The 25590-nt window shown below is 67.9% G+C and carries 28 protein-coding genes and 1 tRNA gene; 8 read left to right on the top strand and 21 right to left on the bottom strand.

All coding sequences use genetic code 11. The features are described 5' to 3' along the window. Positions 1-69: 69 nt before the first annotated feature. Positions 70-1200, bottom strand: a complete 1131-nt coding sequence (locus LTA6_RS00240) for an aminotransferase class V-fold PLP-dependent enzyme (RefSeq protein WP_341975432.1) — start codon at positions 1198-1200, stop codon at positions 70-72. 53 nt (positions 1201-1253) lie between these two features. Further along, positions 1254-2033 (bottom strand): isoprenyl transferase, encoded by a 780-nt coding sequence (locus LTA6_RS00245; protein ID WP_341978479.1) that lies wholly within the window; start codon positions 2031-2033, stop codon positions 1254-1256. Between the two features lie 139 nt (positions 2034-2172). Here LTA6_RS00245 and LTA6_RS00250 point away from each other — a divergent pair, with 139 nt between their 5' ends. Continuing rightward, positions 2173-2868, top strand: a complete 696-nt coding sequence (locus LTA6_RS00250; protein ID WP_341978481.1) for a hemolysin III family protein — start codon at positions 2173-2175, stop codon at positions 2866-2868. On the opposite strand, the gene LTA6_RS00255 is transcribed toward LTA6_RS00250, so the two are convergent. Then, positions 2869-3159 carry a hypothetical protein gene (locus LTA6_RS00255; protein WP_341975434.1) on the bottom strand — a complete coding sequence of 97 codons (291 nt, stop codon included), beginning with the start codon at positions 3157-3159 and terminating at the stop codon, positions 2869-2871. It lies immediately after the preceding gene. A 68-nt stretch (positions 3160-3227) separates the two neighbouring features. On the opposite strand from LTA6_RS00255, the gene LTA6_RS00260 reads away from it, so the two are divergent. Together LTA6_RS00260 and greA are read left to right on the top strand one after the other, a co-directional pair. After that, on the top strand, positions 3228-3614 hold the full coding sequence (locus LTA6_RS00260; protein ID WP_341975435.1) for a DUF4307 domain-containing protein: 387 nt from the start codon (positions 3228-3230) through the stop codon (positions 3612-3614). A gap of 95 nt (positions 3615-3709) precedes the next feature. Then, the gene (greA, locus tag LTA6_RS00265) at positions 3710-4198 is read left to right on the top strand and encodes a transcription elongation factor GreA (RefSeq protein WP_102192396.1); all 489 of its coding nucleotides are present in this window, start codon (positions 3710-3712) and stop codon (positions 4196-4198) included. Between the two features lie 76 nt (positions 4199-4274). Here the strand turns inward: greA and ilvA are convergent, their stop codons facing one another. Both ilvA and LTA6_RS00275 read right to left on the bottom strand, forming a co-directional pair. Then, the gene (gene ilvA, locus LTA6_RS00270; protein WP_341975437.1) at positions 4275-5504 is read right to left on the bottom strand and encodes a threonine ammonia-lyase; all 1230 of its coding nucleotides are present in this window, start codon (positions 5502-5504) and stop codon (positions 4275-4277) included. Further along, positions 5501-6697 (bottom strand): AI-2E family transporter, encoded by a 1197-nt coding sequence (locus LTA6_RS00275; protein WP_341975438.1) that lies wholly within the window; start codon positions 6695-6697, stop codon positions 5501-5503. The genes ilvA and LTA6_RS00275 overlap by 4 nt, the downstream gene beginning before the upstream one ends. A gap of 89 nt (positions 6698-6786) precedes the next feature. On the opposite strand from LTA6_RS00275, the gene LTA6_RS00280 reads away from it, so the two are divergent. Beyond that, the gene (locus LTA6_RS00280) at positions 6787-8046 is read left to right on the top strand and encodes a DNA glycosylase AlkZ-like family protein (RefSeq protein WP_341975439.1); all 1260 of its coding nucleotides are present in this window, start codon (positions 6787-6789) and stop codon (positions 8044-8046) included. Continuing rightward, on the top strand, positions 8043-8525 hold the full coding sequence (locus LTA6_RS00285) for a hypothetical protein (RefSeq protein WP_341975440.1): 483 nt from the start codon (positions 8043-8045) through the stop codon (positions 8523-8525). Before LTA6_RS00280 ends, LTA6_RS00285 begins: the two co-directional genes overlap by 4 nt. 3 nt (positions 8526-8528) lie before the next feature. On the opposite strand, the gene LTA6_RS00290 is transcribed toward LTA6_RS00285, so the two are convergent. The 3 genes from LTA6_RS00290 to LTA6_RS00300 all read right to left on the bottom strand — a co-directional run bounded on the left by LTA6_RS00290 (position 8529) and on the right by LTA6_RS00300 (position 11748). Continuing rightward, positions 8529-9095 (bottom strand): LemA family protein, encoded by a 567-nt coding sequence (locus LTA6_RS00290; RefSeq protein WP_341975441.1) that lies wholly within the window; start codon positions 9093-9095, stop codon positions 8529-8531. Between the two features lie 92 nt (positions 9096-9187). Next, positions 9188-10501 (bottom strand): D-arabinono-1,4-lactone oxidase, encoded by a 1314-nt coding sequence (locus LTA6_RS00295; RefSeq protein WP_341975442.1) that lies wholly within the window; start codon positions 10499-10501, stop codon positions 9188-9190. Then, the gene (locus tag LTA6_RS00300; protein WP_341975443.1) at positions 10498-11748 is read right to left on the bottom strand and encodes an alanine racemase; all 1251 of its coding nucleotides are present in this window, start codon (positions 11746-11748) and stop codon (positions 10498-10500) included. Before LTA6_RS00300 ends, LTA6_RS00295 begins: the two co-directional genes overlap by 4 nt. Before the next feature lie 88 nt (positions 11749-11836). On the opposite strand from LTA6_RS00300, the gene LTA6_RS00305 reads away from it, so the two are divergent. Continuing rightward, a tRNA-Leu gene (locus LTA6_RS00305) sits at positions 11837-11909 on the top strand. Between the two features lie 42 nt (positions 11910-11951). Here LTA6_RS00305 and LTA6_RS00310 read toward each other — a convergent pair. Together LTA6_RS00310 and LTA6_RS00315 are read right to left on the bottom strand one after the other, a co-directional pair. After that, entirely contained in the window at positions 11952-13556 is a 1605-nt protein-coding gene (locus tag LTA6_RS00310) for a multicopper oxidase family protein (RefSeq protein ID WP_407358411.1), read from the bottom strand. Further along, positions 13541-13951, bottom strand: coding sequence for a hypothetical protein (locus tag LTA6_RS00315; RefSeq protein ID WP_407358412.1), 411 nt, complete (start codon positions 13949-13951; stop codon positions 13541-13543). Before LTA6_RS00315 ends, LTA6_RS00310 begins: the two co-directional genes overlap by 16 nt. Before the next feature lie 70 nt (positions 13952-14021). Here LTA6_RS00315 and LTA6_RS00320 point away from each other — a divergent pair, with 70 nt between their 5' ends. Beyond that, the gene (locus LTA6_RS00320) at positions 14022-14465 is read left to right on the top strand and encodes a MarR family winged helix-turn-helix transcriptional regulator (RefSeq protein WP_407358413.1); all 444 of its coding nucleotides are present in this window, start codon (positions 14022-14024) and stop codon (positions 14463-14465) included. 26 nt (positions 14466-14491) lie between these two features. Here LTA6_RS00320 and LTA6_RS00325 read toward each other — a convergent pair whose 3' ends face one another. From LTA6_RS00325 to LTA6_RS00370, 10 genes are all read right to left on the bottom strand, one after another. Further along, the gene (locus LTA6_RS00325) at positions 14492-15295 is read right to left on the bottom strand and encodes an alpha/beta fold hydrolase (RefSeq protein ID WP_407358414.1); all 804 of its coding nucleotides are present in this window, start codon (positions 15293-15295) and stop codon (positions 14492-14494) included. Positions 15296-15417: 122 nt separating this feature from the next. Beyond that, positions 15418-16902, bottom strand: a complete 1485-nt coding sequence (locus LTA6_RS00330) for an FAD-dependent oxidoreductase (protein ID WP_341975448.1) — start codon at positions 16900-16902, stop codon at positions 15418-15420. Positions 16903-16940: 38 nt separating this feature from the next. Then, positions 16941-18221, bottom strand: a complete 1281-nt coding sequence (locus tag LTA6_RS00335) for a S8 family serine peptidase (RefSeq protein WP_341978483.1) — start codon at positions 18219-18221, stop codon at positions 16941-16943. A gap of 8 nt (positions 18222-18229) precedes the next feature. After that, the gene (locus LTA6_RS00340) at positions 18230-18772 is read right to left on the bottom strand and encodes a DUF501 domain-containing protein (RefSeq protein ID WP_407358415.1); all 543 of its coding nucleotides are present in this window, start codon (positions 18770-18772) and stop codon (positions 18230-18232) included. Positions 18773-18829: 57 nt separating this feature from the next. Then, complete coding sequence (locus LTA6_RS00345) at positions 18830-19252, bottom strand: FtsB family cell division protein (protein ID WP_407358416.1); 423 nt, start codon at positions 19250-19252, stop codon at positions 18830-18832. Positions 19253-19483: 231 nt separating this feature from the next. Next, positions 19484-20764 carry a phosphopyruvate hydratase gene (eno, locus tag LTA6_RS00350; protein ID WP_102192408.1) on the bottom strand — a complete coding sequence of 427 codons (1281 nt, stop codon included), beginning with the start codon at positions 20762-20764 and terminating at the stop codon, positions 19484-19486. A 102-nt stretch (positions 20765-20866) separates the two neighbouring features. After that, entirely contained in the window at positions 20867-21526 is a 660-nt protein-coding gene (locus LTA6_RS00355) for an O-methyltransferase (protein ID WP_341975451.1), read from the bottom strand. A 31-nt stretch (positions 21527-21557) separates the two neighbouring features. After that, entirely contained in the window at positions 21558-22511 is a 954-nt protein-coding gene (locus tag LTA6_RS00360; RefSeq protein ID WP_341975452.1) for a CPBP family intramembrane glutamic endopeptidase, read from the bottom strand. Beyond that, on the bottom strand, positions 22508-23599 hold the full coding sequence (locus tag LTA6_RS00365; RefSeq protein ID WP_341975453.1) for a DUF1648 domain-containing protein: 1092 nt from the start codon (positions 23597-23599) through the stop codon (positions 22508-22510). Before LTA6_RS00365 ends, LTA6_RS00360 begins: the two co-directional genes overlap by 4 nt. Next, positions 23596-23946: a GntR family transcriptional regulator gene (locus tag LTA6_RS00370; RefSeq protein WP_341975455.1), complete on the bottom strand. Its 351-nt coding sequence runs from the start codon at positions 23944-23946 to the stop codon at positions 23596-23598. The genes LTA6_RS00365 and LTA6_RS00370 overlap by 4 nt, the downstream gene beginning before the upstream one ends. 97 nt (positions 23947-24043) lie before the next feature. On the opposite strand from LTA6_RS00370, the gene LTA6_RS00375 reads away from it, so the two are divergent. After that, positions 24044-24514 carry a DUF4442 domain-containing protein gene (locus LTA6_RS00375; protein WP_341975456.1) on the top strand — a complete coding sequence of 157 codons (471 nt, stop codon included), beginning with the start codon at positions 24044-24046 and terminating at the stop codon, positions 24512-24514. Between the two features lie 13 nt (positions 24515-24527). Here LTA6_RS00375 and LTA6_RS00380 read toward each other — a convergent pair whose 3' ends face one another. Continuing rightward, entirely contained in the window at positions 24528-25541 is a 1014-nt protein-coding gene (locus LTA6_RS00380; protein ID WP_341975457.1) for a LacI family DNA-binding transcriptional regulator, read from the bottom strand. Positions 25542-25590: the final 49 nt, after the last annotated feature.

Below are 25590 nucleotides of genomic sequence, written 5' to 3' on the forward strand. Positions count from 1 at the left end.
GCCATGCCCGATGCCTAGAAGGTACGACGCCGCACCGACATACGTCGGGCTCGACACGCCAGCAATCGGTTACGCGCTGATTAACGTCTCGTTGCCGTATGCCGCGATCGCCTCGTCGAGCATCCGGAATGTCTCGCTGTCGGTGCCCGCGTGCGGCGCGATCCGCACAGTCTCGCCCCGCGCCGTCATCACGACTCCGGCGTTGGTGAGCGCCGCCGCCATGCGCGCCGGCTCCTCCGGAGCGAGCGCGACGATGCCCGCGCGCGCGTCGCGTTCCCGCGGAGAGCGCACCTCGATCCCGTGACGGTCTGCGATCTCGATCACCGCGTCGACCTGCTCGGCCAGACGCGCCTCGATGAGCGAAATGCCGACATCGTGCATCTCGCGGAGGCCGACCGCGAGGCGCGCCGCAGCGAGGTGGTCGGGGGAACTGATCGTGTAGGCCTGAGCGGATGCCGCCGGGGCCGGCAACTCATCGACGAAGAGTCCCTCCGCCACTGTGCCGGTGATACCGCTCAGAACCGGGGCGATGCGTTCTCGTGCCCGCGACGAGAACCAGGCGAAACCCGTGCCGCGGCCGGCGCGAAGCCACTTGTAGCCGTGTCCGACCACGACGTCCGCCGCTGAGTAGTCGTCATCGAGGATGCCGAAGGATTGCACGGCGTCGACGATGAGCAGACGGTTCGGGCCCAGGGCCTCGCGGAGCGCCGCGAGATCCGTGCGGTACCCGGTGCGGAAGTCGACGTGGCTGACGGCGAGCGCGGTGACATCGTCGTCGAGCGCCTCGGCGAGGGCATCCGGTGTCACGCGCATGTCCGCCGGTGTGATCCAGCGGGCGGTCAGTGCCCCGGAAGAGGCTTGCGCTGCGCGTTCCAGCGTCAGACTGACGCTCGGGAACTCGCCGGTCGAGGCGATCACATGCCCGCCGAGTCCGTACAGCGCCTGCATGAGCCCGTGCGTCGACGACGGCTGCAGCGTCACGTCCGCGGCATCCGCCCCGAGCAGCGCCGCCACCAGCTCCTGCGCCTGCCCGATCCGCTCGGCCACCAGCGCCACCGAAGACGGACGGCCGCTGCCGAGCAGATCCGCATCTGCGAAGACTTCCGCACGCACCGACGGCGCGAGCGGTCCGAACGCCGCCCAGTTGAGGTAGCCCGGCTCGCCGCCGAAGCTTGCGAGGTAGTCGTCGAAAGTGCTCACCGCGACATTGTGGCACGGTGCGCTTTCGACAGGCTCGGCGCGCCGGCTTCCGATCAGCGCCCGAAGCGGCGATCGCGGTCGCTGTAGTCCCTGATCGCACGCAGGAAGTCGACCTGGCGGAGATCCGGGCCCAGCGCCTCAACGAAGTAGAACTCGCTGTGCGCGCTCTGCCAGAGCAGAAAATCGCTGAGTCGCTGCTCCCCGCTGGTGCGGATCACGAGGTCGGGATCGGGCTGTCCGCCGGTGTACAGATGCTCGCCGATCATCTCGGGGGTGAGGTGTGCGGCGAGGTCTTCCAGGGTGCCGCCGGATGCCTCGTGCGCGGCGATGATGCTGCGCACGGCGTCGACGATCTCGTTGCGTCCGCCGTAGCCGACGGCGAGGTTCACGTGGAGTCCGGTGTGCGTGCGGGTCCGGGCCTCGGCATCGGCGAGCACGCGCGCGAGCTCCGGCGGAAGGATGTCGGCCCTGCCGACGTGCTTGACCCGCCAGTTGCCTTCTCGCGACAGCGCTTCTGCCAGTTCCGCGATGATCTCGATGAGGTCGTCGAGTTCCGCCGAGTCGCGTTTGCGCAGGTTGTCGCTGGAAAGCAGGTACAGCGACACCACGCGCACGCCCAGCTCATCGCACCACCCGAGGAACTCGCGCATCTTCGCTGCTCCGGCTCGATGCCCCTCTGCGGCGCTGTCATAGCCGAGTTGGCGGGCCCATCGACGATTGCCGTCGATCATCATCGCGACGTGGTGCGGAACGGATGCCGGATCGAGGTGTCGACGCAGCCGGTTGCTGTAGAGCCGGTACAGCGGCCCTCGCCCCTGGCTGTCGCGTGAAATCACCTCCCTACGCTATCGCGCCCACGCTGAATGCGAGTGGCACGGATGCTGACGGTATGTGCAGATCCCGGCATGGTCGCACGCCTAGAGTGAGCACGTGAGCACTTCTACGCCGCCCGATGTCCCTCAGCTGCCGCTCATGGCGGAAGCGCAGCATGATGCGCAGGCCGAGATCAGGCCGACCTGGCGCGGATGGATCCATGCGGGCACCTTCCCGGTCGCGATCATCGCCGGTATCGTCCTCATCGCTCTCGCGCAGGGGGCTCCGGCGAAGTGGTCCGCTGCCGTGTTCATGGCGACGTCATTGCTGCTGTTCGGCAACTCCGCGCTCTACCACCGGTTCGACTGGGGTCCGAAGACGAAGGCGGTGCTGAAGAGGATCGATCACGCCAACATCCTCCTGCTCATCGCCGGCACCTACACACCGATCGCGACGCTGGCGCTGCCTCCGGAGAAGGGCGGACTGCTGCTGATCCTGGTGTGGTCCGGGGCCCTGCTCGGCATCCTGTTCCGTGTCTTCTGGATCAATGCACCGCGGTGGCTGTACGTCGCGCTCTACCTCGTGCTCGGTTGGGCGGCTGTGATGTACATGGCCGATCTCCTGTACGCGAACGCGACGATGATGGTGCTCGTCGTGATCGGCGGTCTGCTCTACACGGGCGGGGCGATCGTCTACGCGATGAAGAAGCCCAACCCCTGGCCAGGGCACTTCGGCTTCCACGAGATCTTCCACGTGTGCACGGTGCTCGCGTTCCTGTGCCACTGGTTCGCGTGCCTGCTCATCGCGCTGGATCCGCTGGCACCCTCACTCGGCCTGCCCGGCGCCGGAGGCTGATCAGGTGGCGCGCGGGTCGTCGTCGCCTTCACGAACGATCGGCAGATCTGCGTCGGTCTCCGTGGCCTCATCAGCCGCGTGGGCAGCCTGCTCGGCGTCGAGCTCGACCCTGACCTCTTCGCGGTAGCGGACGCGACGGATGCGGCGGTTCATGTCCCAGATCAGCAGGATCACGGCGATCAGCACGATCACGATCACGGCGAAGCCCACGAATCCGGGAGTGACCGCTTCCGGCGCGACCGTCATGGTCGGCGTCGGCATCGGAGTCTCGGTCCCGGTGAGAACGAGCATGAGTCCGCCTTTCGTGCGCAGGTCGCATAACCTGGAACCACCAGCCTAACGACCGGAAGACCCCCACTGTGACGACCGCACGAGAGCTCGACGAACGCTATGGCCGCACCCGTCGGCGGCGGATGCCGTGGATCGTCGGCGGTGCCATCGCCGTGCTCGCTGTCGGTGCGCTCAGCTGGTCGACGGTGAGCCAGTCGATGAGCTCGGTCGATGCCGACGATCTGGGCTTCGATCTCGTCGACGCGCACCGCGTAGACCTGCGATTCCAGATCAGCGGTGTACAGGGCAAGGACGTGGTCTGCGTCCTGGAGGCCCTCGACGAGGAGTTCGGCGTGGTGGGCTGGAAAGTGGTCGAGATCCCGGCCGGCGAGGGCCATACGCGGAGCCTTTCCGAGACCATCCCCACCGTCGCGGCGGCCACCACAGGTTTGGTGAACACCTGCTGGGTCGCTTAGACTCGTGCCACACAGACGACGCCCTGGCACGTGCCGGGGCGTCTTGGCATATCCCCCGCAGGACGTCGGCGGATACCGATAGAAGGAGCTTCGTCATGTCCATCGACGCTCAGGTTCCCTTCCTCACGCAGGAAGCGTATGACCGGCTCGTCGCCGAGCTGGAGCACTTGTCCACCACCGGGCGCGAGGAGATCGCGAAGCGCATCGAAGCGGCCCGCGAAGAGGGCGACCTCAAGGAGAACGGCGGCTACCACGCCGCCAAGGACGAGCAGGGAAAGCAGGAGGCGCGCATCCGCACCCTGCAGGGTCTGCTGAAGACGGCCAAGGTCGGCGAGGCACCGGCCAGCCGCGGCATCGTCGAGCCCGGAACCGTCGTCACCGCGAACGTGGCCGGCGGCGAAGAGGTGTTCCTCCTCGGCAGCCGTGAGATCGCTGCGGGCAGCGACCTCGACGTCTACAGCGAGGCCAGCCCGCTCGGACAGGCCATCCTCGGTCTCAAGGTCGGCGAGAAGTCCTCCTACGAGGCCCCGAACGGCAAGTCGATCGCCGTCGAGATCGTCAACGTGGAGACGTACACCGGCTGAGCCGGCCCCATCCGCACGAATGCCCCCGGATCCGCGGATCCGGGGGCATTCGTCTGCCGATAGAGCGCCGCCGGGCTCAGTCCGGAACCACGACCGGTTCGAAACCGGCGCGGCGCAGCGTGTCCAACGTGTGCTCGGAGTGCTCGGGTCCGCGCGTCTCGACGCTGAGCTCGAGGATGACCTCGCTGATCTGCAGGCCGTGCCCGTGCCTGGTGTGCATGGCCTCCATGACGTTGGCCCCTGCCTCGGCGATGAGCTCGGACACGCGGGCCAGCTGGCCGGGGCGGTCGGGAAGGGGGATGCGGAGCGTGAGGTAACGGCCGGATGCCGCCAGTCCGTGCGACACGACGCGCTGCAGGAGCAGCGGGTCGATGTTGCCGCCGGAGAGCACGGCCATGGTCACACCGGTCGCGGATACCTTGCCGGCCAGGATCGCAGCGACTCCCGCGGCGCCGGCGGGCTCGACGACGACCTTCGCCTGCTCGAGGAGCACGAGGATGGCGCGCGCCAGATCGTCGTCCGAGACGGTGACGACCTCGTCGACCAGATCCTTGATGATGTCGAACGGGATGGCGCCAGGACGCGCCACGAGGATGCCGTCCGCGATGGTCGGGCGGGTCACGATGTCGACCGGGTGTCCAGCCTCGAGCGAAGGCGGCATCGCGGCCGCATTCTCGGCCTGAACGCCGATGATCCGCACTTCCCGCCCGAGCTCGGCCGCACGCGCCTTGACCGCGGCTGCCACGCCGGCGATGAGGCCGCCGCCGCCGATGCCGAGGACGATGGTGTCGACGTTCGGTGCGTCTTCGAGGAGTTCGAGGCCGAGCGTCCCCTGGCCGATCACCACGTCGCGGTGATCGAAGGGGTGGATGAGGACGGCCCCGGTGCGCTCGGCGAAATCGGCCGCCAGGCGCAGCGACGTCGCCACGGTCTCACCCTCGAGAACGACGTCCGCCCCGTAACCGCGGGTGGCGAGGAGCTTGGGCACCGGCACGCCGAGCGGCATGAAGATCGTGGCCGAGATGCCGAGCGCCTGGGCGGCGAGAGCGACACCCTGCGCGTGGTTGCCTGCGGATGCCGCCACCACGCCGCGTGCGCGTTCCTCTGCGGTGAGCCGGGAGAGCCGGTACGCGGCACCGCGGATCTTGAACGACCCCGTCCGCTGCAGGTTCTCCATCTTCAGCAGGACGGGCGCCCCGAGCACGTCCGACAGCGCCCGGGAGGGCAGCGTCGGCGTGTGGGTGATCATCTCGGCAAGGCTGCGTGCTGCTTCCTCGAACTCGTTCAGGCCGGGAACTGCGGTCATCGATTGCTCCTCCGCCGCTGTCGCGGCACTGTGCTCCAGATCAGGTCACCCTGCGGGACGTCGCCGGTTCGCCAAGAGCCGGACGTCAATGTCACGGCCACGACGTTGACGAATGCCGCGAGCGGCACCGCGAAGAGGGCGCCGGGGATCCCGCCGATCATCGCACCGCCGGCGACCACGAGGACGACGGCGAGCGGATGCACCTTCACGGCGGATCCCATCAGGATCGGTTGCAGGATGTGTCCTTCGACCTGCTGCACGCCGAGGACGACCACGAGCATCCAGAGCGCGATCCACGGACCGTTGTAAACCAGCGCGAGGAAGACCGCGATGGCACCGGTGGCGACGGCTCCGACGATCGGGATGAACGATCCGAGGAAGACCAGGACGGCGACCGGCAGCGCCAGCGGCACCTGCAGCAGGAAGGCTCCCAGTCCGATCCCGATCGCGTCGATCGTGGCCACGAACAGCTGAGTCCTGGCGTAGTTGACGACGGTCTTCCAACCGTTGCGCGCAGCCCCGTCGATGGCGGGCTGGGCGTTGCGCGGGAAGATCTTGACCGTCCATTGCCAGATGCCTCCGCCGTCGGCGAGGAGGCAGACCAGCACGAACAAGGACAGCAGCGCGCCGGTGACGACGTGCCCCAGAGTGGACCCAACGGCGAGCGCCCCTGACAACAGCGCCTGCCCCTGCTCCTCGAGCAGAACCTGAGCCTGAGCGAGGTAGTCGGCGATCTGATCGCCGGACAGCTGCAGCGGTCCTTCGCGCAGCCAGGTCTGGAAGTTCTCGATCGACTGAGCGGTACTCGTCTGGACTTCGGGGAGCTCCACTCGGATCTGCCAGACGACGAGCCACATCAGACCCGTGACGATCGCCAGCGTGCCGAGGCTCGCCAGGGCGACGGCCAGCCAGCGCGGGAACCGTCGGCGGAGCATCCATTCGAACGCCGGCCAGAGCAGAGCGGTGATCAGGATCCCCACCATGAGCGGGATCACGAGGTACTTGAGCGTGATGACGAGCCAGATGAAGACGCCGATCGCGGCGGCGAGTATCAGCAGCCGCCAGGCATACCCGGCCCCGACGCGCAGCCCGTATGGGACGGCCTCGTCGGCTTCGGTCGTCACCGTGCGCTCCGTCGAGATCGGGCGCGGGCGGAAGAGGTCTCTCAGTCTCGGTCGCAACGGATCGCTCATCCGGTCAGTCTAGAGCGCACGTCCTGGCGACTGCTGACCGCGGGGTCCGGCTGACCGGTGATGTCCGCGGGCGCCGATACGCTGGCGAAGTGACCGAGACCCTCAACTCCGCGCAGGCGCGCCGGATCGCGCTGGCCGCTCAGGGATTCACGCGATCGCGCCCGTCATCGGTCGCATCGCGTCATGTGCATCGCGTGATGGACCGCCTCGGAGTGCTGCAGATCGACTCGGTGAACGTCTTCGCACGCTCCCACTACCTGCCGCTGTTCTCCCGCCTCGGGTCCTACGATCCGGCTCTGCTCGACCGGGTCTTCCTCTCGCGCACCACGCATTATGTCGAGTACCTTGCTCACGAGGCCACCTTCATCCCCGTCGAGGACTGGCCGCTCTGGCAGTTCCGGATGGATGACTTCCGCCGGCGCTGGTCGAGTGAGGACTCCTGGGTGAGCGCCAACGCACGGACACTGAGCTGGGTGCAGGACGAGCTTCGCGTCCGCGGTCCGCTGCGCCCGGCCGATCTCCGTGCTGATGCACCGCGTGAGCGCGGCACCTGGTGGGACTGGGATGACGTCAAGCTCGCGCTGGAGCACATGTGGCGCACCGGTGATGTCGCGATCAGCGGACGCCGCGGATTCGAGCGCACATACGCCCTCGCCGAGCAGGTGATCCCCGACCGCATCCGATCGCAGGAGGTCTCGCGTGCCGACGCGATCCGCGAGCTTGTGCGGCGTGCGGCGCAGTCGTCGGGAGTCGCCACCCAGGCCGACCTCGCGGACTATTACCGACTGCGCGATCGCGCCGCGGTGACAGCCGCGATCGCCGACCTCGTCGACACCGGCGAACTCATGCCGGTCAGCGTGCGGGGGTGGGAGCGGGGCGGTCGCCCGCTTCCTGCCTGGCGGCACCGCGATGCCGTGCTCCCCCGGCGGGTGGATGCCGCTGCGGTGCTCACTCCCTTCGATCCGGTGGTGTGGTTCCGCGATCGCGCGCTGCGCGTCTTCGAGCTCGATTACCGGATCGAGATCTATGTGCCGGCGGACAAGCGCCGATACGGCTACTACTCGCTTCCCGTCCTCGTCGGCGATCGGATCGTGGCTCGCGTCGACCTCAAGGCCGATCGCGCCGCCTCAGCGCTGCGCGTGCAGTCCGCGTGGTGGGAGCCGCAGGCCCGCCCGGAGGACGCGGTACCGATCGCCGCCGAGCTCGCGCTGGCGGCCTCCTGGCAGGGACTGGAGCATGTCTCGGTCTCGGGCTGGGGTGACGCCGCCGACAGCGTGTATCAGGCGCTTCAGGCCCTCGGTGGAGCGCCGGTGACCCGGCACGTGCACCCACGGGAGACCGCCTCATGACGAGGCGTCGCGGATGGGTGATCGGCACGGCCGTCGCCGTGCTGCTGCTCGGTGGCGCCGCGGTGTGGATCTGGCAGTCCTCGACGGCGCCCTCCGCCGTGGAGACTCCACCGCCGCATTCGTCGCCAGCTCCGAAGGTGACGGCGGCGTCCGTCGAGCAGGTTCAAGAGCTCGTTGACGAGCACCTCGAGCAATGCGCGAGAATCACGAGAAGCGCGCCGCCGGAGGGATGCGGCATCCGGATCCCGTGGGGTACCGAGTTCTCGGCGGTGTCCGGCGTCCGGTACCGCATCGAGAAGCTGCCGACCGTCGAACTCGACGGAGACGAATTCACTGCAGACGGCGGCATCCTCGTCGCCACCGTGACCGGCACCGGGCAGGACGGCACACCTCGCACCGAAACCTACCGGAGCGAGACCTGGGCGGTGCGCGGCGACGTGGATGTCACCGACGAAGGGATCGAGATCTCAGTGTGGTGAGGTCTAGAACTGCACGCGCGGCGGCTCGGAGATCGCGCTGGCATCGGCGACCTCGAAGAATTCACGCTCAGTGAAGCCCAGGCCGCGGGCGAAGAGGTTGTTCGGGAACACCTTGATCTTGGTGTTCAGCTCGCGCACCCCGCCGTTGTAGAAACGTCGGGCCGCCTGGATCTTGTCTTCGGTGTCGACGAGGGCCTGCTGCACCTGGAGGAAGTTCTGACTCGCCTGCAGCTGCGGATAGGCCTCGGCCACGGCGAACAGGCTGCGCAGCGCCTGCTGCAGATGTCCCTCGGCGATACCGGCAGCGCCGGGGCTCTCGGCGGACAGTGTTTCCGCGCGTGCGCGGGTGACGTTCTCGAAGACCGCCTTCTCGTGTGAAGCGTAGCCCTTCACCGTCTCGATGAGGTTCGGGATGAGGTCGGCTCGTCGCTTGAGCTGGACGGTGATGCCGCTCCACGCCTCATCGACCCGGATCTTGAGTTGCACCAGCGAGTTGTAGGTGGCCCAGAGGTAGATTCCGATGAGCAGAATCACTCCGACGATGATCAGTACCGGCACGAGCCACTCCATGCGGAGGCCACCCTTCCTCGAATTTCTCTCATCCTAGTCGCGCAGTCTGCGCGTGGACTGGGTACGTCGCTGGGGCGCGCGGAGAATGATCCTCAGTCGCCGAGCACGCGCTCGAGGTACCGATTGCTGAAGCGGCGCTCGGGGTCCAGGCGGTCCCGAAGTTCGACGAAATCGTCGAACCGCGGATAGCGCTCTCGCAGTTGCGCGGCGTCGAGGGAGTGAAGTTTGCCCCAGTGCGGCCGCCCACCGTGCTCGAGCATGATCTTCTCGACGGCGCCGAAATACTCGGTGTGTCCGGCGCGCCAGTAGCGGTGCACGGCGATGTATCCGGTGGCACGTCCATGCGCGGTGGAGAGCCAGCGGTCGTCCTCGGCAGCGAATCGCACCTCCACAGGGAACTCGATGCGCCATCCGTGCGACGAGATCAGCTCCTGCACTGCGCGGAACGCCGGGACGACGTTCTCGGCCGGCAGGGCGTACTCCATCTCGCGGAAGCGCACGGTTCGGTTCTGCGTCAGCACTCGATGCGACCGGTCGGTGTACTCGCGATTGCCGGTGAGCTTCACGGCGAGACGGCTGAACGGCGGCGTGATCGCCGGAACCGCCTTCCCCGCGGCGCAGACGACGCGGTAGACGCCGTTGGAGAGCAGCGTCTCGTCGATCCACTTGCCGACGACCGGAAGCGGATGACGCACCGTCGACTCCGGCATCCGCGTCTGCCGCTTCGTCAGGGCGACGTCGGTGTGCGGGAACCAGTAGAACTCGAAGTGATCGGATGCCGCGACATGGTCGTCGAGCGTCGACAACACGTCCTCCAGGGGAACGGGCTGGTCGATCGCGTGCAGGACGAAAGCCGGCACGCACTGCAGCGTCACCTCGACGATGATGCCGAGCGCTCCGAGCCCGAGGGCGACAGCCGGCAGCATCTCGGCGTTCTGCGTGTCGTCGATCCGCAAGAACTCCCCCGTCGCGGTGACCATCGTGACGCCGACGACCTGGGTGGCGAGTCCGCCGAATGCGGCACCGGTGCCGTGCGTTCCGGTCGAGATCGCTCCTGCGATCGATTGCCGGTCGATGTCGCCGAGATTCTCCATCGCGAGGCCGTGTGCGGCGAGCAGACGGGGTACCCGGTGCAGACGTGTACCCGCGAGCAGCGTGACGCGGCCGGTGGCGGCATCCGCCTTCACCACACCCTGCATGTCGTCGAGCTCGAGCAGCACGCCGGGCGCCGCCGCGATGCCGGTGAAGCTGTGTCCGGCGCCGACTGCTTTCACGGTGAGCCCCTGCGACACCGCGGCCTGGACCGCGCGCTGCACGCCCTCCGGAGTGCGCGGCCGTTCGATGCGGAGCGGAGTGATCTGCGCGGTGCGTGCCCAGTTCTGCCAGGTGCCGCCGATTCTCGTCACAGGAACGCCTTCCCCTCACCGCGGTACGTCGGCAACTCGTCGATGACTTCCGTGCCCGAGACGAGATGGTAGCGATCGATCCGCTCCGCGGGCTCACCGCTCTTCGCGTGCCGGAACCACACCCGGTCACCGAGCTGCAGCTGGGCTGCCGAGCGCCCTTGCAGCGGTGTCTGCACCTCTCCGGCCGCCTCGCGGGGAAGCGTCCGGAGCCCCTGCGGCCAGACCGGCAGGGGCTGGCGCGAGGCGAGGGCCGGTCCCGAGGCGATCCATCCACCGCCGAGCACGGTCGCGATGTCGCGGGTCGGGCGACGGACCACGTCGAAAGCGAAGGCCGACGCCGGGGCCGGGCGGAAGGAGCGGTAACCGTCGAAGAGGTGACCGCCGAGCAGGCCGCTGCCGGCGCTCGCCTCCGTGAGCGACTCGTCGCTCCCGGTGAATTCGAGCGAACCCGTGCCGCCGCCGTTGAGGAACTCCAGGGGCGTGATCTCGGCGAGAGCGGTCGCGATCGCCGCCCTGCGCTCGCGCAACTCGGTGCGCGAGCGGGCCTGCACCATCCGGATCAGCGGCGCGTCCGCGCCGGCATCGTCGCCTTGGCCGGCGATCTGCGCCTCGTACATCTGCAGACCCACGAGCCGGAAGCCCGGCCGTCGAACGATCTCCCTGGCGAAGGCCGCGACCTCGCCGGCGCTGAACAGCGCAGAACGACGCACGCCGATGTGTCCCAGCGCAGCGGAACGGAGCGACGCATCCGCATCGATCGCGACCCGGATCTCGGGGCGCTGCCCGGGGGCGGCGACGTTGTCGATGAAGTCCAGCTGAGACGGATCGTCGACCATCAGCGTGATCCGCCGCACCGCAGTCTCGTCGGCTACGAGCCGCTCCAGACTCGGTCGGTCGACGGTCGGGTAGCCGAGAACGATGTCGTCGTGCGTCTCGGACAGCCACAACGCCTCAGCGAGCGTGAACGCCAGAATGCCCCGGAACCCCGGGAGCTGCAGCACGGCGTCGAGCACGGCGCGCACACGCACCGACTTCGAAGCCACCCGGATCGGGAGGCCGCCGGAACGCACGAGAAGGTCCATCGCGTTGTATCGCAACGCGTCGAGATCGATCACCGCCACCGGAGCGGGTAGGTGGGCGGTCGCATCGGAGAGCCGCGGCCAGTACCGCGCAGCATCCTGCCACTCCGGGGCGACGGAAAGTCGCGCATCAACTGGGGGGCTCAGTTCGGCGGTGAGGTCGAGCACTCCCCCACCCTACGACCTTCATGGACGCGGAATCACCTCTGTCGGGACTGCGTCGCACCATTGTGTCGTCGATAGGCTGGCGTTGCACGCCCCCGTAGCCCAATGGCAGAGGCAGGCGACTTAAAATCGCTTCAGTCTGGGTTCGAGTCCCAGCGGGGGCACTCGACTGCCATCAGAACGCCCCCTCCGCCCGGTGCAGAGCCTCAGCGGATGAGAATGTTCGCCATCATTGCCATGTCCTCGTGTTCGAGGTTGTGGCAATGGAAGACGTACTTTCCCGGATTGGTGTCGAATCGGACGGCGATTCTCGCTTGCTCGCCCGGTTGGAGGTCGATCGTATCCTTCCAGCCGAAGTCGAACGCTCCTGGCCCCTCGCTGCCGCGTTGGAGCACCTGGAAAGACGCGCCATGCAGGTGCACGGGGTGGTGGAAATCTGCGAACAGCTCCCAAACCTCCAGGCTTCCCGCTGCCACGGTCGCGGCGATCTCATCAGCGCCGAACGGCTGCCCCCCGATGAGCCACCCGTGCCGCTCGCCGATGTCCCCGGCACGGAAGTGGAATGCTCGGGTGGCGATGGATTCCGTCTCCGCCGCTGTTGCGACGGAGGAGAGCCGATCCGGCATCGTGAAGGAGTCCTCCACGGCATCCCCGACGACGAAGCGCATCACCTCTCCCATGCGGCCGTTGCCGTAGTCGTTGCGGAGCGTGACGACGGTTCCGGGCGGGTAACCGCCGAAGTCGACGACGACGTCGAGTCGCTGTGCGGGCGCCAGAACCAGATGATCGTGAGTCAGCGGGGCGTCGAGAAGGCCGCCATCGGTGCCGATCTGCATGATCCCGCCGCGCGGGGCAGGATCCAGGCGCAGGGAAAGGCGCCGCGCGTTCGACGCATTCAGCAGGCGCAGCCGGTGGTGAACGCCGTCGACTCTCGCCTCCGGCCAAGGCATTCCATTGACCAGCATGACGTCACCGAGTACCCCCGCGATGTAGTCACCCATGACCCCTGGTTCATGCACCAGCGTGGGGTCGCTGCTCGGATACAGCAGTGATCCGTCGGCCGCGAAGCTCCGGTCGACGATCATGAGCGGCAGCTCACGTGCGCCCCGCGGCAGATCCAGAGCGTCCTCCTCATCGTCGCGATGAAGATGGAATCCCGCGAGTCCCCGCCACACGCTCGGGCCGGTGAAGTCCATCCGGTGATCGTGATACCAGAGGGTCGCAGCCCGCTGTTCGAGCGGGTAGACGTAGGTGCGTTCGCCTTCGCTCACGTCGCCGCCTGCCGTCATCGCACTGTGTCCTGCGGAGGCGTGGTCGCGATGGGCGAGCTGCTGGTTGTAGTAGGTCATGTCGGACGGGAGGACGAAGTCGATCGGATACCCGTCGCTCTTGGCCGGTGTGCGCCCGCCGTGCAGGTGCACCACGGTCGGCACCGGCAGTTCATTGACGTGCGTGACGATGACGCTGCGGCCTCGACGGCTCTCGATCGTCGGCCCGGGAAAGCTGCCGCCATAGGTCCAGAGCTCGGTCATGGTGCCGGGGATGATCTCCGACCGCGTGATCTGTTGGCGCACCAGGTAGTGGTCGGTACTCGCGTCAGTGCGCACCGGAGCGAGTACCGGAGGGACCGTCAGACGACGCCGGAACGGCTCAGGAAGCGGGATCCGGCTGGTGAGCAGGTTGCCCGTGGAAGTCGGGGCGCTCTGCAAGCTCAACGCGATGGGAACACCGAGACCGGCGGCGACGATTCCGCCGATCGTTCCACCGATGAAGGCGCGGCGATTGATCGCCGCCATCACCGTTTCCGCCACGCCCAGACGGTGAGTGCCACCGTCAGCATGATCACCATCACACCCAGCGGGATGTGCAGCCCCAGCATGGATCGGAATCCGGCGAAGGCCTGCAGCGCCATCAGCACGAGCAGCGCGGAGGTGGCGACGATGGGCCAGCGCGACCCTCCGCCCCGCCGGCGAACGAGCACCGCCGCGACGATGGTCGCGATAACAGCGATGCCGGTCACCGTCGCCATGTCGCGGTGGGTGGCCAAGGCGGGGTAGACGCCGGCCATGAACTGCCCGGCGAGCACTGCCTGATCGAACATCAGCGCTGCGGTGACCGTCATCGTGACGCGGAACACCCACAGCGGCCACAGGCGCTCCGTCACGGGCTCGATGACGGGAGGATGCTCGCTCTCTGCGGTGGGCATGGAGCGAGTGTATCGAATTAGATCCAATTGGAACAGTTGCATTTGGACTCAATTACGGAAGAATCAGAGAATGACAGGCACTGACGTTCGACTCCCCACGGAAGTGGGCCTCTTGCTCCACCAGGTCTACGCACTCGCGACCAAGCAATTGAACGCCGCACTCCTGCCGACGCAATTGACCAGCCGGCACATCGCCGTGATGTTCCTCATCCGCGACGGCGTGCAGACCCAGCGCGATCTGGTCGCGCACCTGATGACCGACAAGACCGGCATGGTACGCGTCGTCGACGACCTCGCGCGGTCGGGTTACATCACCAGGGAGCAATCCGCGAAGGATCGCAGAGTGACGATTCTGCACTTCACCGAAGCCGGTCAGCACGCTCTCGCGGAAGCGCAGCAGTACACCCAGAAGGTCGCTGACGACATCTTCGGCGCCGTCGACGAGCAGGAGCTGACCACGATGAAGGAGACGCTGGCCCGGATCCTCGACCGCCACACGGCGCGAGGCGACTGAGGACAGCGCCCCGAGCAGATTGGCGATTACTGCGCTCTGATCGACCTCAGAAAACGCAGAAGCTCGGCGGTCACCGCGTCCGGGGCATCCTGACTCACGATGTGACCGGCATCCGGGATGACGACCTCGCGCACTCCTTCGTGCCGCGCCCATGCGGGCATGGCGGTGGCGATGTTGCCCGTACGATCGAGCCCGCCACGCATCAGCCCCAGCGGCACGGGTGTCCGGTAGGTCGGGTCAGGATCGACGAAGGCTGTCGTCGCCCGCCAGATGTCGAGGAATTCCGACTTCGCGACCTGCGCGAATGCCCGCTCCGCGTCCCTCCTCGCGAAGTCGGAGGTCGCAGAGGCCTCCGCCAGCAGTCGCGGCAGCCGAGCGGCCGGGACGAGGGCGAGGGCGGGAGCCGCAAGGCGCAGCAGTTGACGCTGCCACACGGTCAGCGGGCCATTGTTCCACGTCGAGTCCAGCACCATCAGACCGGAGAACGCCTCCGGCGCCTTCCGCACCAACGCCTGCGCCAGGTTGCCACCGAGTGAGTGCCCCACGAGCACGGGGCGATCGAGCCCTCCTGATGCGATGAGTTCTTCGATGTCGGCCACCAGGCTCTCAGCGGTGATCGGCACGAGGTTCGGGCGCGACTGGCCGTGCCCGCGCAGGTCCAGCATCAGCGCTCTGCGCCCCGAGGCGATGACGGCTTCGACCTGCGCAGAGAACATGACATGATCGGCGCCCGCGCCGTGCAGGAACACGACCGCGGGCTCGTCACCGCCGGAGTCGTAGAAAGCCAGCGAACAGCCACGCAGAGTCAGGTGTTTCGACAGAGTGGGCATATTCGGAATGTAGCCGATCAGGTGGTGGCTCCTGCGACGTCGAGGGCGCAGAGGAGCGACGCATACGCGGAAGAGCCCGCCCGAGACGAATCTCGGACGGGCTCTTCGCAGCGATCAGATGATCAGGCGTCGGCGTTCACGGTCTTCTTGACAGGCGCCTTCTTCACCGGCTTCGCCGCAGGCGCAGCCTCCGCAGCAACGGTTGCCTTCACCGGCTCGACCTTGGCCGGCTCTGCCTTGGCCGGCTCTGCCTTGGCGACAGGGGCGGCAGGAGCCGCATCCACGGCCGGACGCGGGCGAGCCGCGAACTCCTCGAAGACGTAACGAGGGCTCTGCACCGTCTCGAGGTTGACCAGGTCACGACCGAGGAAGAAGTTGTTCACCCAGCCCCACACGACGCGGATCTTGCGCTCCCACGTCGGCATCGCTAGGCCGTGGTAGCCACGGTGGGCGATCCAGGCGACGAAGCCCTTCAGCGCCAGGTTGCCGGACTGGAAGACGCCGTTGTACAGGCCGAGACCCGCGACAGCGCCCATGTTCTTGTGGAAGTACTCCTTGGGCTCCTCGCCACGGATGACCGCGACGATGTTCTTCGCAAGCAGCTTCGCCTGGCGCACCGCGTGCTGAGCGTTCGGAACGCAGTAGCCGCCGACACCGCCACCGGACAGGTCGGGGACGGCCGAGACGTCACCGGCAGCCCACGCGCCCTCGACGATCGCGTCGGCCGTGCCGACGCGCAGGTCGGCGCGGGTCTGGATGCGGCCGCGTTCTTCGACGGGGAGGTCGCCGCCGCGGACGACGGTCGGGTTGGCCATCACACCGGCGGTCCACACGATGAGGTCGGTCGGGATGACCTCGCCGGTGGAGAGTTCGACGATGCCGTCGACGGCGCCCGTGAGCTGCGTGTCGAGGTGCACGTTCGCACCGCGCTTCGCAAGGTCCTTGAGCACCCACTCGCTGGTCTTCAGCGAGACCTCGGGCATGATCCGCCCCATGGCCTCGATCAGGTGGAAGTGCGTGTCATCGAACGTCAGCTGCGGGTACTTCGACACCAGCGCAGATGCCAGCGAACGCAGCTCCGCGAAGACCTCGATGCCGGCGAAACCGCCACCGACGACGACGACGGAGAGCAGACGGTCGCGCTCGGGACCGGCCGGCAGCGACGCCGCCTTGTCGAAGTTCGACATCAGGCGGTCGCGGATCGCGACGGCCTCTTCGATGGTCTTTAGCCCGATCGCGTTGTCGGCGATGCCCGGGATCGGGAAGGTGCGGGAGACAGCGCCCGCCGTCACCACGATCTGGTCGTATGCGAACTCGTAGGGCTCGCCCTCGGTCGGCGTGATCGTGGCCACCTTGTTGGCGTGGTCGATCTTGGTGACCTTCGCGGTGACGACGTGAGTCCGCTTCAGGTGGCGACGATGCGCGACCACCGAGTGCCGCGCCTCGATGGAGCCGGCGGCGACCTCGGGCAGGAACGGCTGGTAGGTCATGTACGGCAGCGGGTCGACCATGGTGACGTCGGCTTCACCCTTGCGGAGCTGCTTCTCGAGCTTCCACGCCGTGTAGAAACCTGCGTAGCCTCCACCGACGATCAGAATCTTGGGCACAGTGCTGTTCTGAGGCACAGGGGAACAACTCCTCGGAGTCAGGATTTTGGCGTGCGACTCGCGCGCGCTGAGCGGATGCGCCGGGCAGCTGCGGTGACGCCAAGCCCCACCAGGATACCAGGGACTGTGAGCGCAATGAGCGGGAGGGTACCGTAACGCAATGACTCGGCGCTGGGAAGCAACGGAGACCCGGGTTCGGTCGGTGGTTCCGCCGCGGGAAGCGGCGGCACGCTCACCGGCGTGATCTCGGGTTCCGGCTGCGGTTCGGACGCTGCTCGACGGTGCAGACGGACCCACTCCGCGAGGTCTCCCATGGGGTTCTTGTCGACCTTCGGGACATCCGTGGAAATGGCGGCGGCGGCATCCACCAGCCCGTATCCGTAGAGCGGATCACTGGGCTTCGTCGCGCCCTCCACCGGAATCGCGGTCTTGATGATGCGGTTGATCACATTGGCGGCGTCGAGGTCAGGGTGCGCGGAGCGCACCAGCGCAGCGATGCCGGCCACGATCGGCGCGGCACCACTGGTGCCGCGCCACCACGCCACCTTTCCGTCGGCGGAGACGCCGAGAAGGCCTTCACTGGGCGCCGAGATGCCGATCGTGATGCCCTGCGTCGACGCCTCGATGCTCGCCGTACCGGTCTGATCGACCCCGCCGACGGTGAGCACGCCGGGGATCGTCGCCGGAGCGCCGATGATGCTCGTGCCGCTCCCCCGGTTGCCCGCGGCCACCACCACGACGACGTCGTGCTCGAAGGCGTACAGGAACGCCTCGTCCCAGCTCCGGTCCCACTCGAGGGTATTCGTCGTGAACGACAGGTTGATGATGTCGGCGCCGTTGTCGACTGCCCACTTCATCCCCTTCGCGACTTGCTCGGCGAAGGGGACGGCCGCCGCGGCGCCGAAGCCGAGCGAGATCGAGAGCAGGTTCGCCTCGGGTGCGACGCCGATCATGCCGGTGCCGTCGGCGGCACCTCGTCCGGCGGCCAGCGATGCCACCCAGGAACCGTGGTTCCCGTCGACGGCGCCGAGCGGTGTCCGCCCGTCAGGGGTGCCGCTGCCGCTGACGTCCGTCCCGCCGATGACCGCGTCGCCGAAGGTCTGCGGCACCTTTGCGATACCGGTGTCGATCACGGCGATCGTGACGCCTTTACCGCGTGTGGTCTGCCATGCTTCGCGGATGCGGGCGCCGTCCAGCCAGTACTCGGAGGCGCGCACCGGATCCGCAGGGTTGTCCGGAACAGGTCCTGGGGCGGTCGTCGCTCCCAGCAGCAGCACGGATGCCGCAACCATCGCCACGGCGACGGTCATGCGCAGCATCCTCATGCTCATGCCGTCGCCGCTCCTGCGACCCGGATCGCTGCGCCGGGATCGTCGCAGCGGCACTGCTCGGCAGACCAGGAGGAGCGAGCGAGCGCCTCATCGCCGATCGGGTTGACGCCGGGTCCTGCAGCCAGCGCGTGCCCCGCGAGCGCGTGCAAGCACTTCACGCGCGTCGGCATCCCGCCGGCGGAGATCCCGTCGATCTCGGCGACGTCGCCGAACTGGGCGCGATCTGAGAGGTATGCCTCATGGGCGGCCTGATACGCCGCGGCGATGTCTTCATCGTCGGCGAGAAGGGCCGCGAGCTCCGGCATCACCTGGGTGGCCTCGAGGGTCGACATGGCGGCCGTCGCGGCCGGGTGCGTCAGGTAGTAGAACGTCGGGAAAGGGGTGCCGTCGGCCAGCCGCGGCGTGGTCGCGACGACCGTGGGATTGCCACATGCGCATCGGGCGGCGATGCCGAGAACGCCCCGAGCCGGACGGCCGAGCTGTGCCGAGACCACGGCGAGTTCAGCGGGCGTGGGGGCAGGAAATGGCGGCGTAGTCACCCGTCCAGCGTAGGGGAGGCAACCGGGAGGATGCTCGGAGCGAACGCTCAGCGTCACTCAGGGGGTGACGGCCGCCGTGTCAGCGAGGCCGCTCGACGTGAGCGTGCGCAGCAGCTGCCCCATCCAGTCCGCCGGCTTCTCTTCCAGGGTGTCGCTGACGGCCTCCTGCTCCTGCGGGAGAGCGGCCGGATCGAGGTCGTTGTCGATCAGATAGACGACCTCGCCGGGCTTGACGTAGTAGAGGCGCTCACGCGCCTGGGTGGTGATGTACGCAGGGTCCTGCCAACGTTCGCGCTCCTGCTCGAGGGCGGCGATCTCGTCCTCGCTGACCTGGACGGAGGCCTCGAGCGCTGCGATCTTCTGCCGCTGATCGATGAACGTGCCGAGGGTCGGAACCAGCACCCAGGCGCCGAGGACGACCAGCGACAGCATGATGACCGAGAAGGCGGAGAGGCGGATGCCGGACGCCCACTCGCGCACGTCGACACTCTGTCCGCCAGCCGCCGCTCGGCTGGATGCCGGACGCGAGGCGGCCGCCCGGGTCGAAGTGGCGCGAGCGGCGTTCTTCTTGGCGGGCTTCGGTTTCGAACTCGGCGCCTTGGAACTCTGCGCCTTGGAACTCTGCGCCTTCGAAGCGCCTGAAGACGCCGAAGGAGGAGCCGGTCGTCGTGCCACGGCTCCTCCTCGGTGTTATGTCTGTCTCAGCTGCGCTCAGCCCTGGTAGCGCGGGAAGGCCGAACGGCCCGCGAAGACCGCGGCATCCCCCAGCTCTTCCTCGATGCGCAGAAGCTGATTGTACTTCGCGACGCGCTCGCTGCGAGCAGGCGCACCCGCCTTGATCTGACCCGAGTTCGTCGCGACGACGAGGTCGGCGATGGTGGTGTCCTCGGTCTCGCCCGAGCGGTGCGACAGCATCGCCGTGTAGCCGGAGCGCTGCGCGAGGCTGACCGCGTCGAGCGTCTCGGAGAGCGTGCCGATCTGGTTGACCTTGACCAGCAGCGAGTTGGCCACGCCGCGGCGGATGCCATCGGCGAGACGCTCCGGGTTGGTGACGAACAGATCGTCGCCGACGAGCTGGACCTTCGAGCCGAGCGCGTCGGTGAGCAGCTTCCAGTTGTCCCAGTCGTCTTCGGCGAGGGCATCCTCGATCGTGACGATCGGGAAGTCGTTCATCAGTCCGACGTAGTACTCGATCAGCTCGGGTCCTGACCAGTCTTTGCTGTCCAGACGGTAGACGCCGTCCTTGAAGAACTCGGTCGCTGCGACGTCGAGGCCGAGGGCGATCTCGGTTCCCGGCTTGAAGCCGGCCTTCTCGATCGCCTTGACCAGGAAGTCGAGGCCCTCGCGGTTGCTCGGCAGATCGGGGGCGAAGCCTCCCTCGTCGCCGAGGCCGGTGGCGTAGCCCGCGGCCTTCAGCTCGGCGCGCAGCACGTGGTAGGTCTCGACGCCCCAGCGGAGGGCCTCGGAGTAGGTCTCGGCGCCGATCGGCGCGAGGAAGAACTCCTGCATGTCGATGCCGTTGTCGGCGTGCTCTCCGCCGTTGATGACGTTGAACAGCGGAACGGGCAGGACGTGCGCGTTCGGTCCGCCGAGGTAGCGGAACAGCGGCAGGTCGGCAGAGTCTGCCGCGGCCTTTGCCACCGCGAGGCTGACGCCGAGGATGGCGTTGGCGCCGACGCGCTTCTTGTTCTCGGTGCCGTCGACCTCGATGAGGATCTCGTCGATGACGCGCTGCTCGCTCGCCTCGACGCCCTCGATGGCCGGGCCGAGCTCGTCGATGATGGCCTCGACGGCCTTGAGCACGCCCTTGCCGCTGTAACGGGTCTTGTCGCCGTCACGCAGCTCGTACGCCTCGAAGGCGCCGGTGGATGCACCCGAGGGGACGGCAGCCCGCTGGACGATGCCATCGTCGAGGAGCACCTCCACCTCGACGGTCGGGTTACCTCGCGAGTCGAGAATCTCGCGTGCGCCTACAGCCTCGATGAGTGCCACGAATGTGCTCCTTGCTCAGGGAAAGGGTGTGGTGGAGCGACGTCGATCCGCGCCCAGTCTAGCCCGCCCGCACTCACCACCCCGGGGCGTGACGATCCGTCGTCACACGACGAGCGCGAGCGCGATGCCGTCCCAGCCCTTGATGCCCACGGTCTGCAGGGCGGTCGCGTCGAAGCGCGGGTCCTCCCCCAGCATCCGAAGCGCGTCCCTGGTGCCGACGACCATCGAGTCGGTGCTGTCCTGGCGCACGATCTCGCCCTCGCGGCCGATGTTGTCGAGCACGACGACGGTGCCCGGATGCCCCAGCCTGGCCGCCCAGTCGAGGTAGATCGTGTTGGACTCCTTATCGGCGTCGATGAACACGAGATCGAATCCGCCGACCAGCGTGGGCAGGACGTCTGCGGCGCGACCGACGCGGATGTCCACCCGTTCACCGACGCCCGCGGCGTCGATACTCGCTCGCGCAACTGCGGCGTTGTCCGGTTCCGCCTCGACGGTGAGGACCTTGCCGCCTTCGCCGACTGCCCTGGCCAGCCAGATGGTCGAATAGCCGCCGAGCGTTCCGATCTCCAGCACCCGGCGCGCGCCGCTCAGCCGTGCGATCAGATTCAGCAGCTTGCCCGCGACAGGAGCGACCTCGATCTTCGGGAGCCCGGCAGCCTGCTGCGCCTCGAGCGCGGCCTCCAGAGCGGGGTCGTGGCCGACGAGCGTGTCGGCGAGGTAGATGTCCGCTTCCGCCCAGGCGGCAGGTGTCGATTGCATGGGTCCAGCCAATCCCGGCGAACCGCAGCCGTCAAGAGCGCGGCGGTGACAGCAGCCGGCCGGGTGCGTCCGCGAGTTCGGGCTGCTGCCGGAACTGCCCCGTGATGAGGAGCACGACGATCACGAGAGCGATCACGATGCAGCCCGCCGCCCCGAGCGGCCCGGCGAGGGCGAGGTCGGGCTTGGCCGCGGCGAAGATCACGATCATCCCGCCTGCGGCGTTCAGTGATCCGTGCGCGATGACGGCCGGCCACACCGATGCCGAGCGCAGGCGCAGCCAGCCGAGGAGGATCCCCCAGGCGACGCACCCGCCGATCATGAAGAGCACGCCGGTGATGTCCGTACGCCCGAAGTTGTAGCCGAGCAGGATGATCGGGCTGTGCCAGAAGCCCCAGACAGCGCCGCTGATCAGAAGGGCCGGCCACGTGCCGAGCGGCCGCAGCGCCGGCACCAACCAGCCGCGCCACCCGAGCTCCTCGCCGAAGGCGAAGATGCTGTTGAAGAGCGCCGCGAGCGGAATCGACGCCAGCTGCGCCACCACGACCACGCCGACCGGTGGCGCGGGCGTCCCCGTCGGCAGCGCCTTCCCGATCTCCGCGGCGAACGCGGCGAAGGTGAAGTCGAGCTGCACCCAGCCCAGTGCCGCCGACAGCAGGATGCTGAGCGCCACGAGCACTGGAGGGGCGAGCCAGGCCAGCACCATGAGCCAGACCACTCGTCTGGCGGGGCGCAGCGGCCACAGCCCCAGGAAGCGCGCACGACCACCGCGCGCCGGCACCCGCATCGCGAACGTGACGATGAGCGCGGCGACAGCCGGCGTGAACATCATCACCGGCAGCAGGACGCCGGAGATCGGCTCCGCGAGCCCGTCACCGAGCCAGAGCGGCAGAGCGACGAGCCAGGCGAGGGCGCACGAGAGCACGACGAACGCGAGAATCGCGCCCCACGCAGGTCGGGTCCTCGGCGCGTTGGTGGAGAACGTCATTCCTGTTCCTTTCCGGTGGACGCGGCGGCGCTGAGCACTGCCGCTGCGGTGACCGCGTCGTCGAGGGTGACGATGACGGTCTTGCCGTTGATGCGGGCGACCTCGATGCCTTCCCCGGTGCGCAGCACGATGCCGAAGCGGCCGTCTGCGCCCCAGCGGATCCCCCAACCGCCGAACTCCGAGAAGGGGTTCACCTGGATGGCGCGGACTGCCGCGATATCTTCGGCGGCGATCGCATAGCGGGGCCATCCGACCGCGCTGCGCAGATGCAGCCCCTCGGCATCCGCCCGCACGTAGAAGACGGAGGTGCTCAGCAGCATCACGACCAGGAGCAGCCCGACGCCTACCGCGAACCATCCGCCGGCACGGCCGAACGCGAGAAGCACGACACCCACGCCGAGCGTCACGAACACGAAGAGAGAGATCGTCACGATGCCCGTTCGAGACAGCGTCGACGTTCCGAACCAGGCGGCGCGTGCGCCAGCCGGAAGCGGAAGCGGAGCCGCGCTTCCCCCCTGCCACGGCTCCTGGTGCTGCGTGGCGTCGAGGGGCTCCTGCTTCGACGAGCTCGGTTGCACGAACCAGCCGAGAAGGGCGAAACCGACGAGCAGGGCGAAGGCCAGAGCCGCCCATGGTCCGATGTCGGGCGCATCCCGCGCATCGTCGAGGCCTCGCTGCACTCCCATGATGGCGAGGCCGAGCACAGCGAGCAGTACCGACAGTCCCAAGCTCACAGCCCCGAGGAGCCGCACCGTCGCACTCGGATCGTGATTGCTGCGCGGGAGCAGCGTCGCGGTGCCGTCGCGGTGCGAAGGCAGTCGCTGCGCAAGAAGGCCGAGCGCCACCATCACCAGCACCATCCCGACGCCGACGCCGAGCGGCAGAAGGAGGTTCGCCCATGGCGGCCCGAATCCATCAGGACCGGCACCCGACCAGTGGATCGCCGCGGGATCAGGCATCTCGGGAAGCCAGGCGAACATCACCGCGGCGGCGAGGGCGATGACTCCGAGCGGAACGATCAGCCCCACCCACAGCAGTCCCGCACGAGCCCGGCGGCGCTGCGTCGTCTTCGCGGACGAGATGTTCATGAGGAGTGCTCCTTGATGAGGGCGGCGAGGGTGTCCGGCGTGAGTCCTACTGCCGCGGCGCGGGCGACGAGCGCATTGACGTCGGCGTGCAGCTCGGCGAGGGCGTCGGCCGCGGGCGCCACGACGGCGCCGCGTCCGCGACGCAGATCGATCAGCCCCTCATCGCGAAGGTTCTGGAGGGCATGGAGCACCGTGTGCAGGTTCACGCCGAGCCCGGCAGCGATCTCACGCGCGGCGGGCAGCCGGTCACCCGGGCGGATTCTTCCGCTGGCGATTCCGGTGCGCACGGAGGCCGCGACCTGTTCGAAGAGAGGGCGCTCGCTGTGCGGCTCGATCGTGAGCAGCATCTCACTCCATTCGCACTGTTCTAGTTCAACTAGAATATTTATAGCATCTCGACCAACGAATGCACCAGGTCCTCACCCGCTCGGCAAGATGGGCGACATGCGTGTCACCCCCCGCCGCCTGGCCATCGGCATGAGTCTCTGGATCCCGAACCTGTTCAGCGGAATCCGCATCCGGCGCTACAGCGACGACTGGACGCACGCGACCGTCGAGCTGCACGTCAACGTGCTCACCCGCAACTACGTCAAGACCGCCTTCGGGGGGTCGATGTCGGCGATGACCGACCCGTACTTCTTCATGCTCGTCATGCACCAGCTCGGGCGTGACTACGTCGTGTGGGACACCCGCGGTGAGATCGAGTTCCTCAAGCCGGGACGCGGCGTTCTCACTGCGGAGTTCGAGGTGAGCCCCGAGAAAGTCGCGGAGATCCGCGAGCGGGCGCGCGGCGGCGCGAAAGTGCTCGAATGGTTCGAGACGGTCATCACGGATCGCGAAGGCGATGTCGTCGCGAAGGTTCGCCGCGAGGTGTACATCCGCGAGAAGAAGCGCGTCACGGCTACGCGCAGCTGACACGCGTCTCTCGTCAGGCGCCCCCTCCGGATGGGGCGACGGGCGATGGCGGCATCGACGACGAGCGAACGATCAGTCGCGGGGCGAGCCGTATCGTCTCGTGCGCCGACGCCGCACCCGACGCCAATCCGAGCGCGAGTTCGAGTGCCGTACGGCCACTCTCCTCGAACGGCTGTCGAACAGTGGTGAGGTCCAGCGCCGAGGCGACCTCGCCGTCGTCATACCCGACCACCGCGATCGGAGCCGTAGCGCGTGCGGAGCGAAGCCGGGACACGATCGCCGCGGCGAACTGGTCGTGATTGGCGACGATCGCCGTGGCCCCGGCATCGGTCCGCGCCCGGAGCACCCGATCATCGACCGACGAGGGCCCATCGACCGCGATGGCGGTGACGTCGAGGTGCTGCGAAAGCCCTTCGATGCGAAGCATCCCTGCCGACACGTAAGACGGCGAGCGCTGCGGCTCGTGAACGAAGAGAATCCGGCGGTGGCCGAGTTCCGCGAGATGACGACCGATCTGCGAACCGCCGTCACGGTCGTCCACGAGTACGACGGGACCCCCGACGTCTGCCCTCGTCGGCACGACGTCCACGTACACGATGGGGATGCGCGCCGCTCTGCTCGCACGGCGCGCAGCTCCTCCGAGCGGCACTCCCATCACCACGAGCCCCGAGACGTCAGCACGCGTCGGGAGGACATCGAGAAGAGGCTCGTCGGCGGCGGCTGCGGAATCCAGGTCGTACGGGATGATGTCGACCGCGGCATCACGGGCTCGACGCAGCATCCCGGACAGGCGACGCAGATACGACGGATAGGTCGTGAACGGTGCGGCCACGGCGATGCGCGCAGCGCCGACCCGCCTCCCCGCCGTCATGCGATAACCCAGTGCCGTGGCCGCTTCGACGATGCGCGCGCGGGTCTCCGGCCGCACGCGGTGCGGAGAACTCACCGCCAGCGACACGGTGGAGATGCTCACGCCGGCGCGTGCAGCGACGTCGTAGATGGTGACGCGTCCAGGGCGTGCGCGCATTCGACCACATCCACCCTTCATCGAAGTTCTTCGATTGCCAAGACTAGTG

Origin of the sequence: Microbacterium sp. LTA6 (genome assembly GCF_045690355.1) — a bacterium.
Taxonomy (GTDB): Bacteria; Actinomycetota; Actinomycetes; order Actinomycetales; family Microbacteriaceae; genus Microbacterium.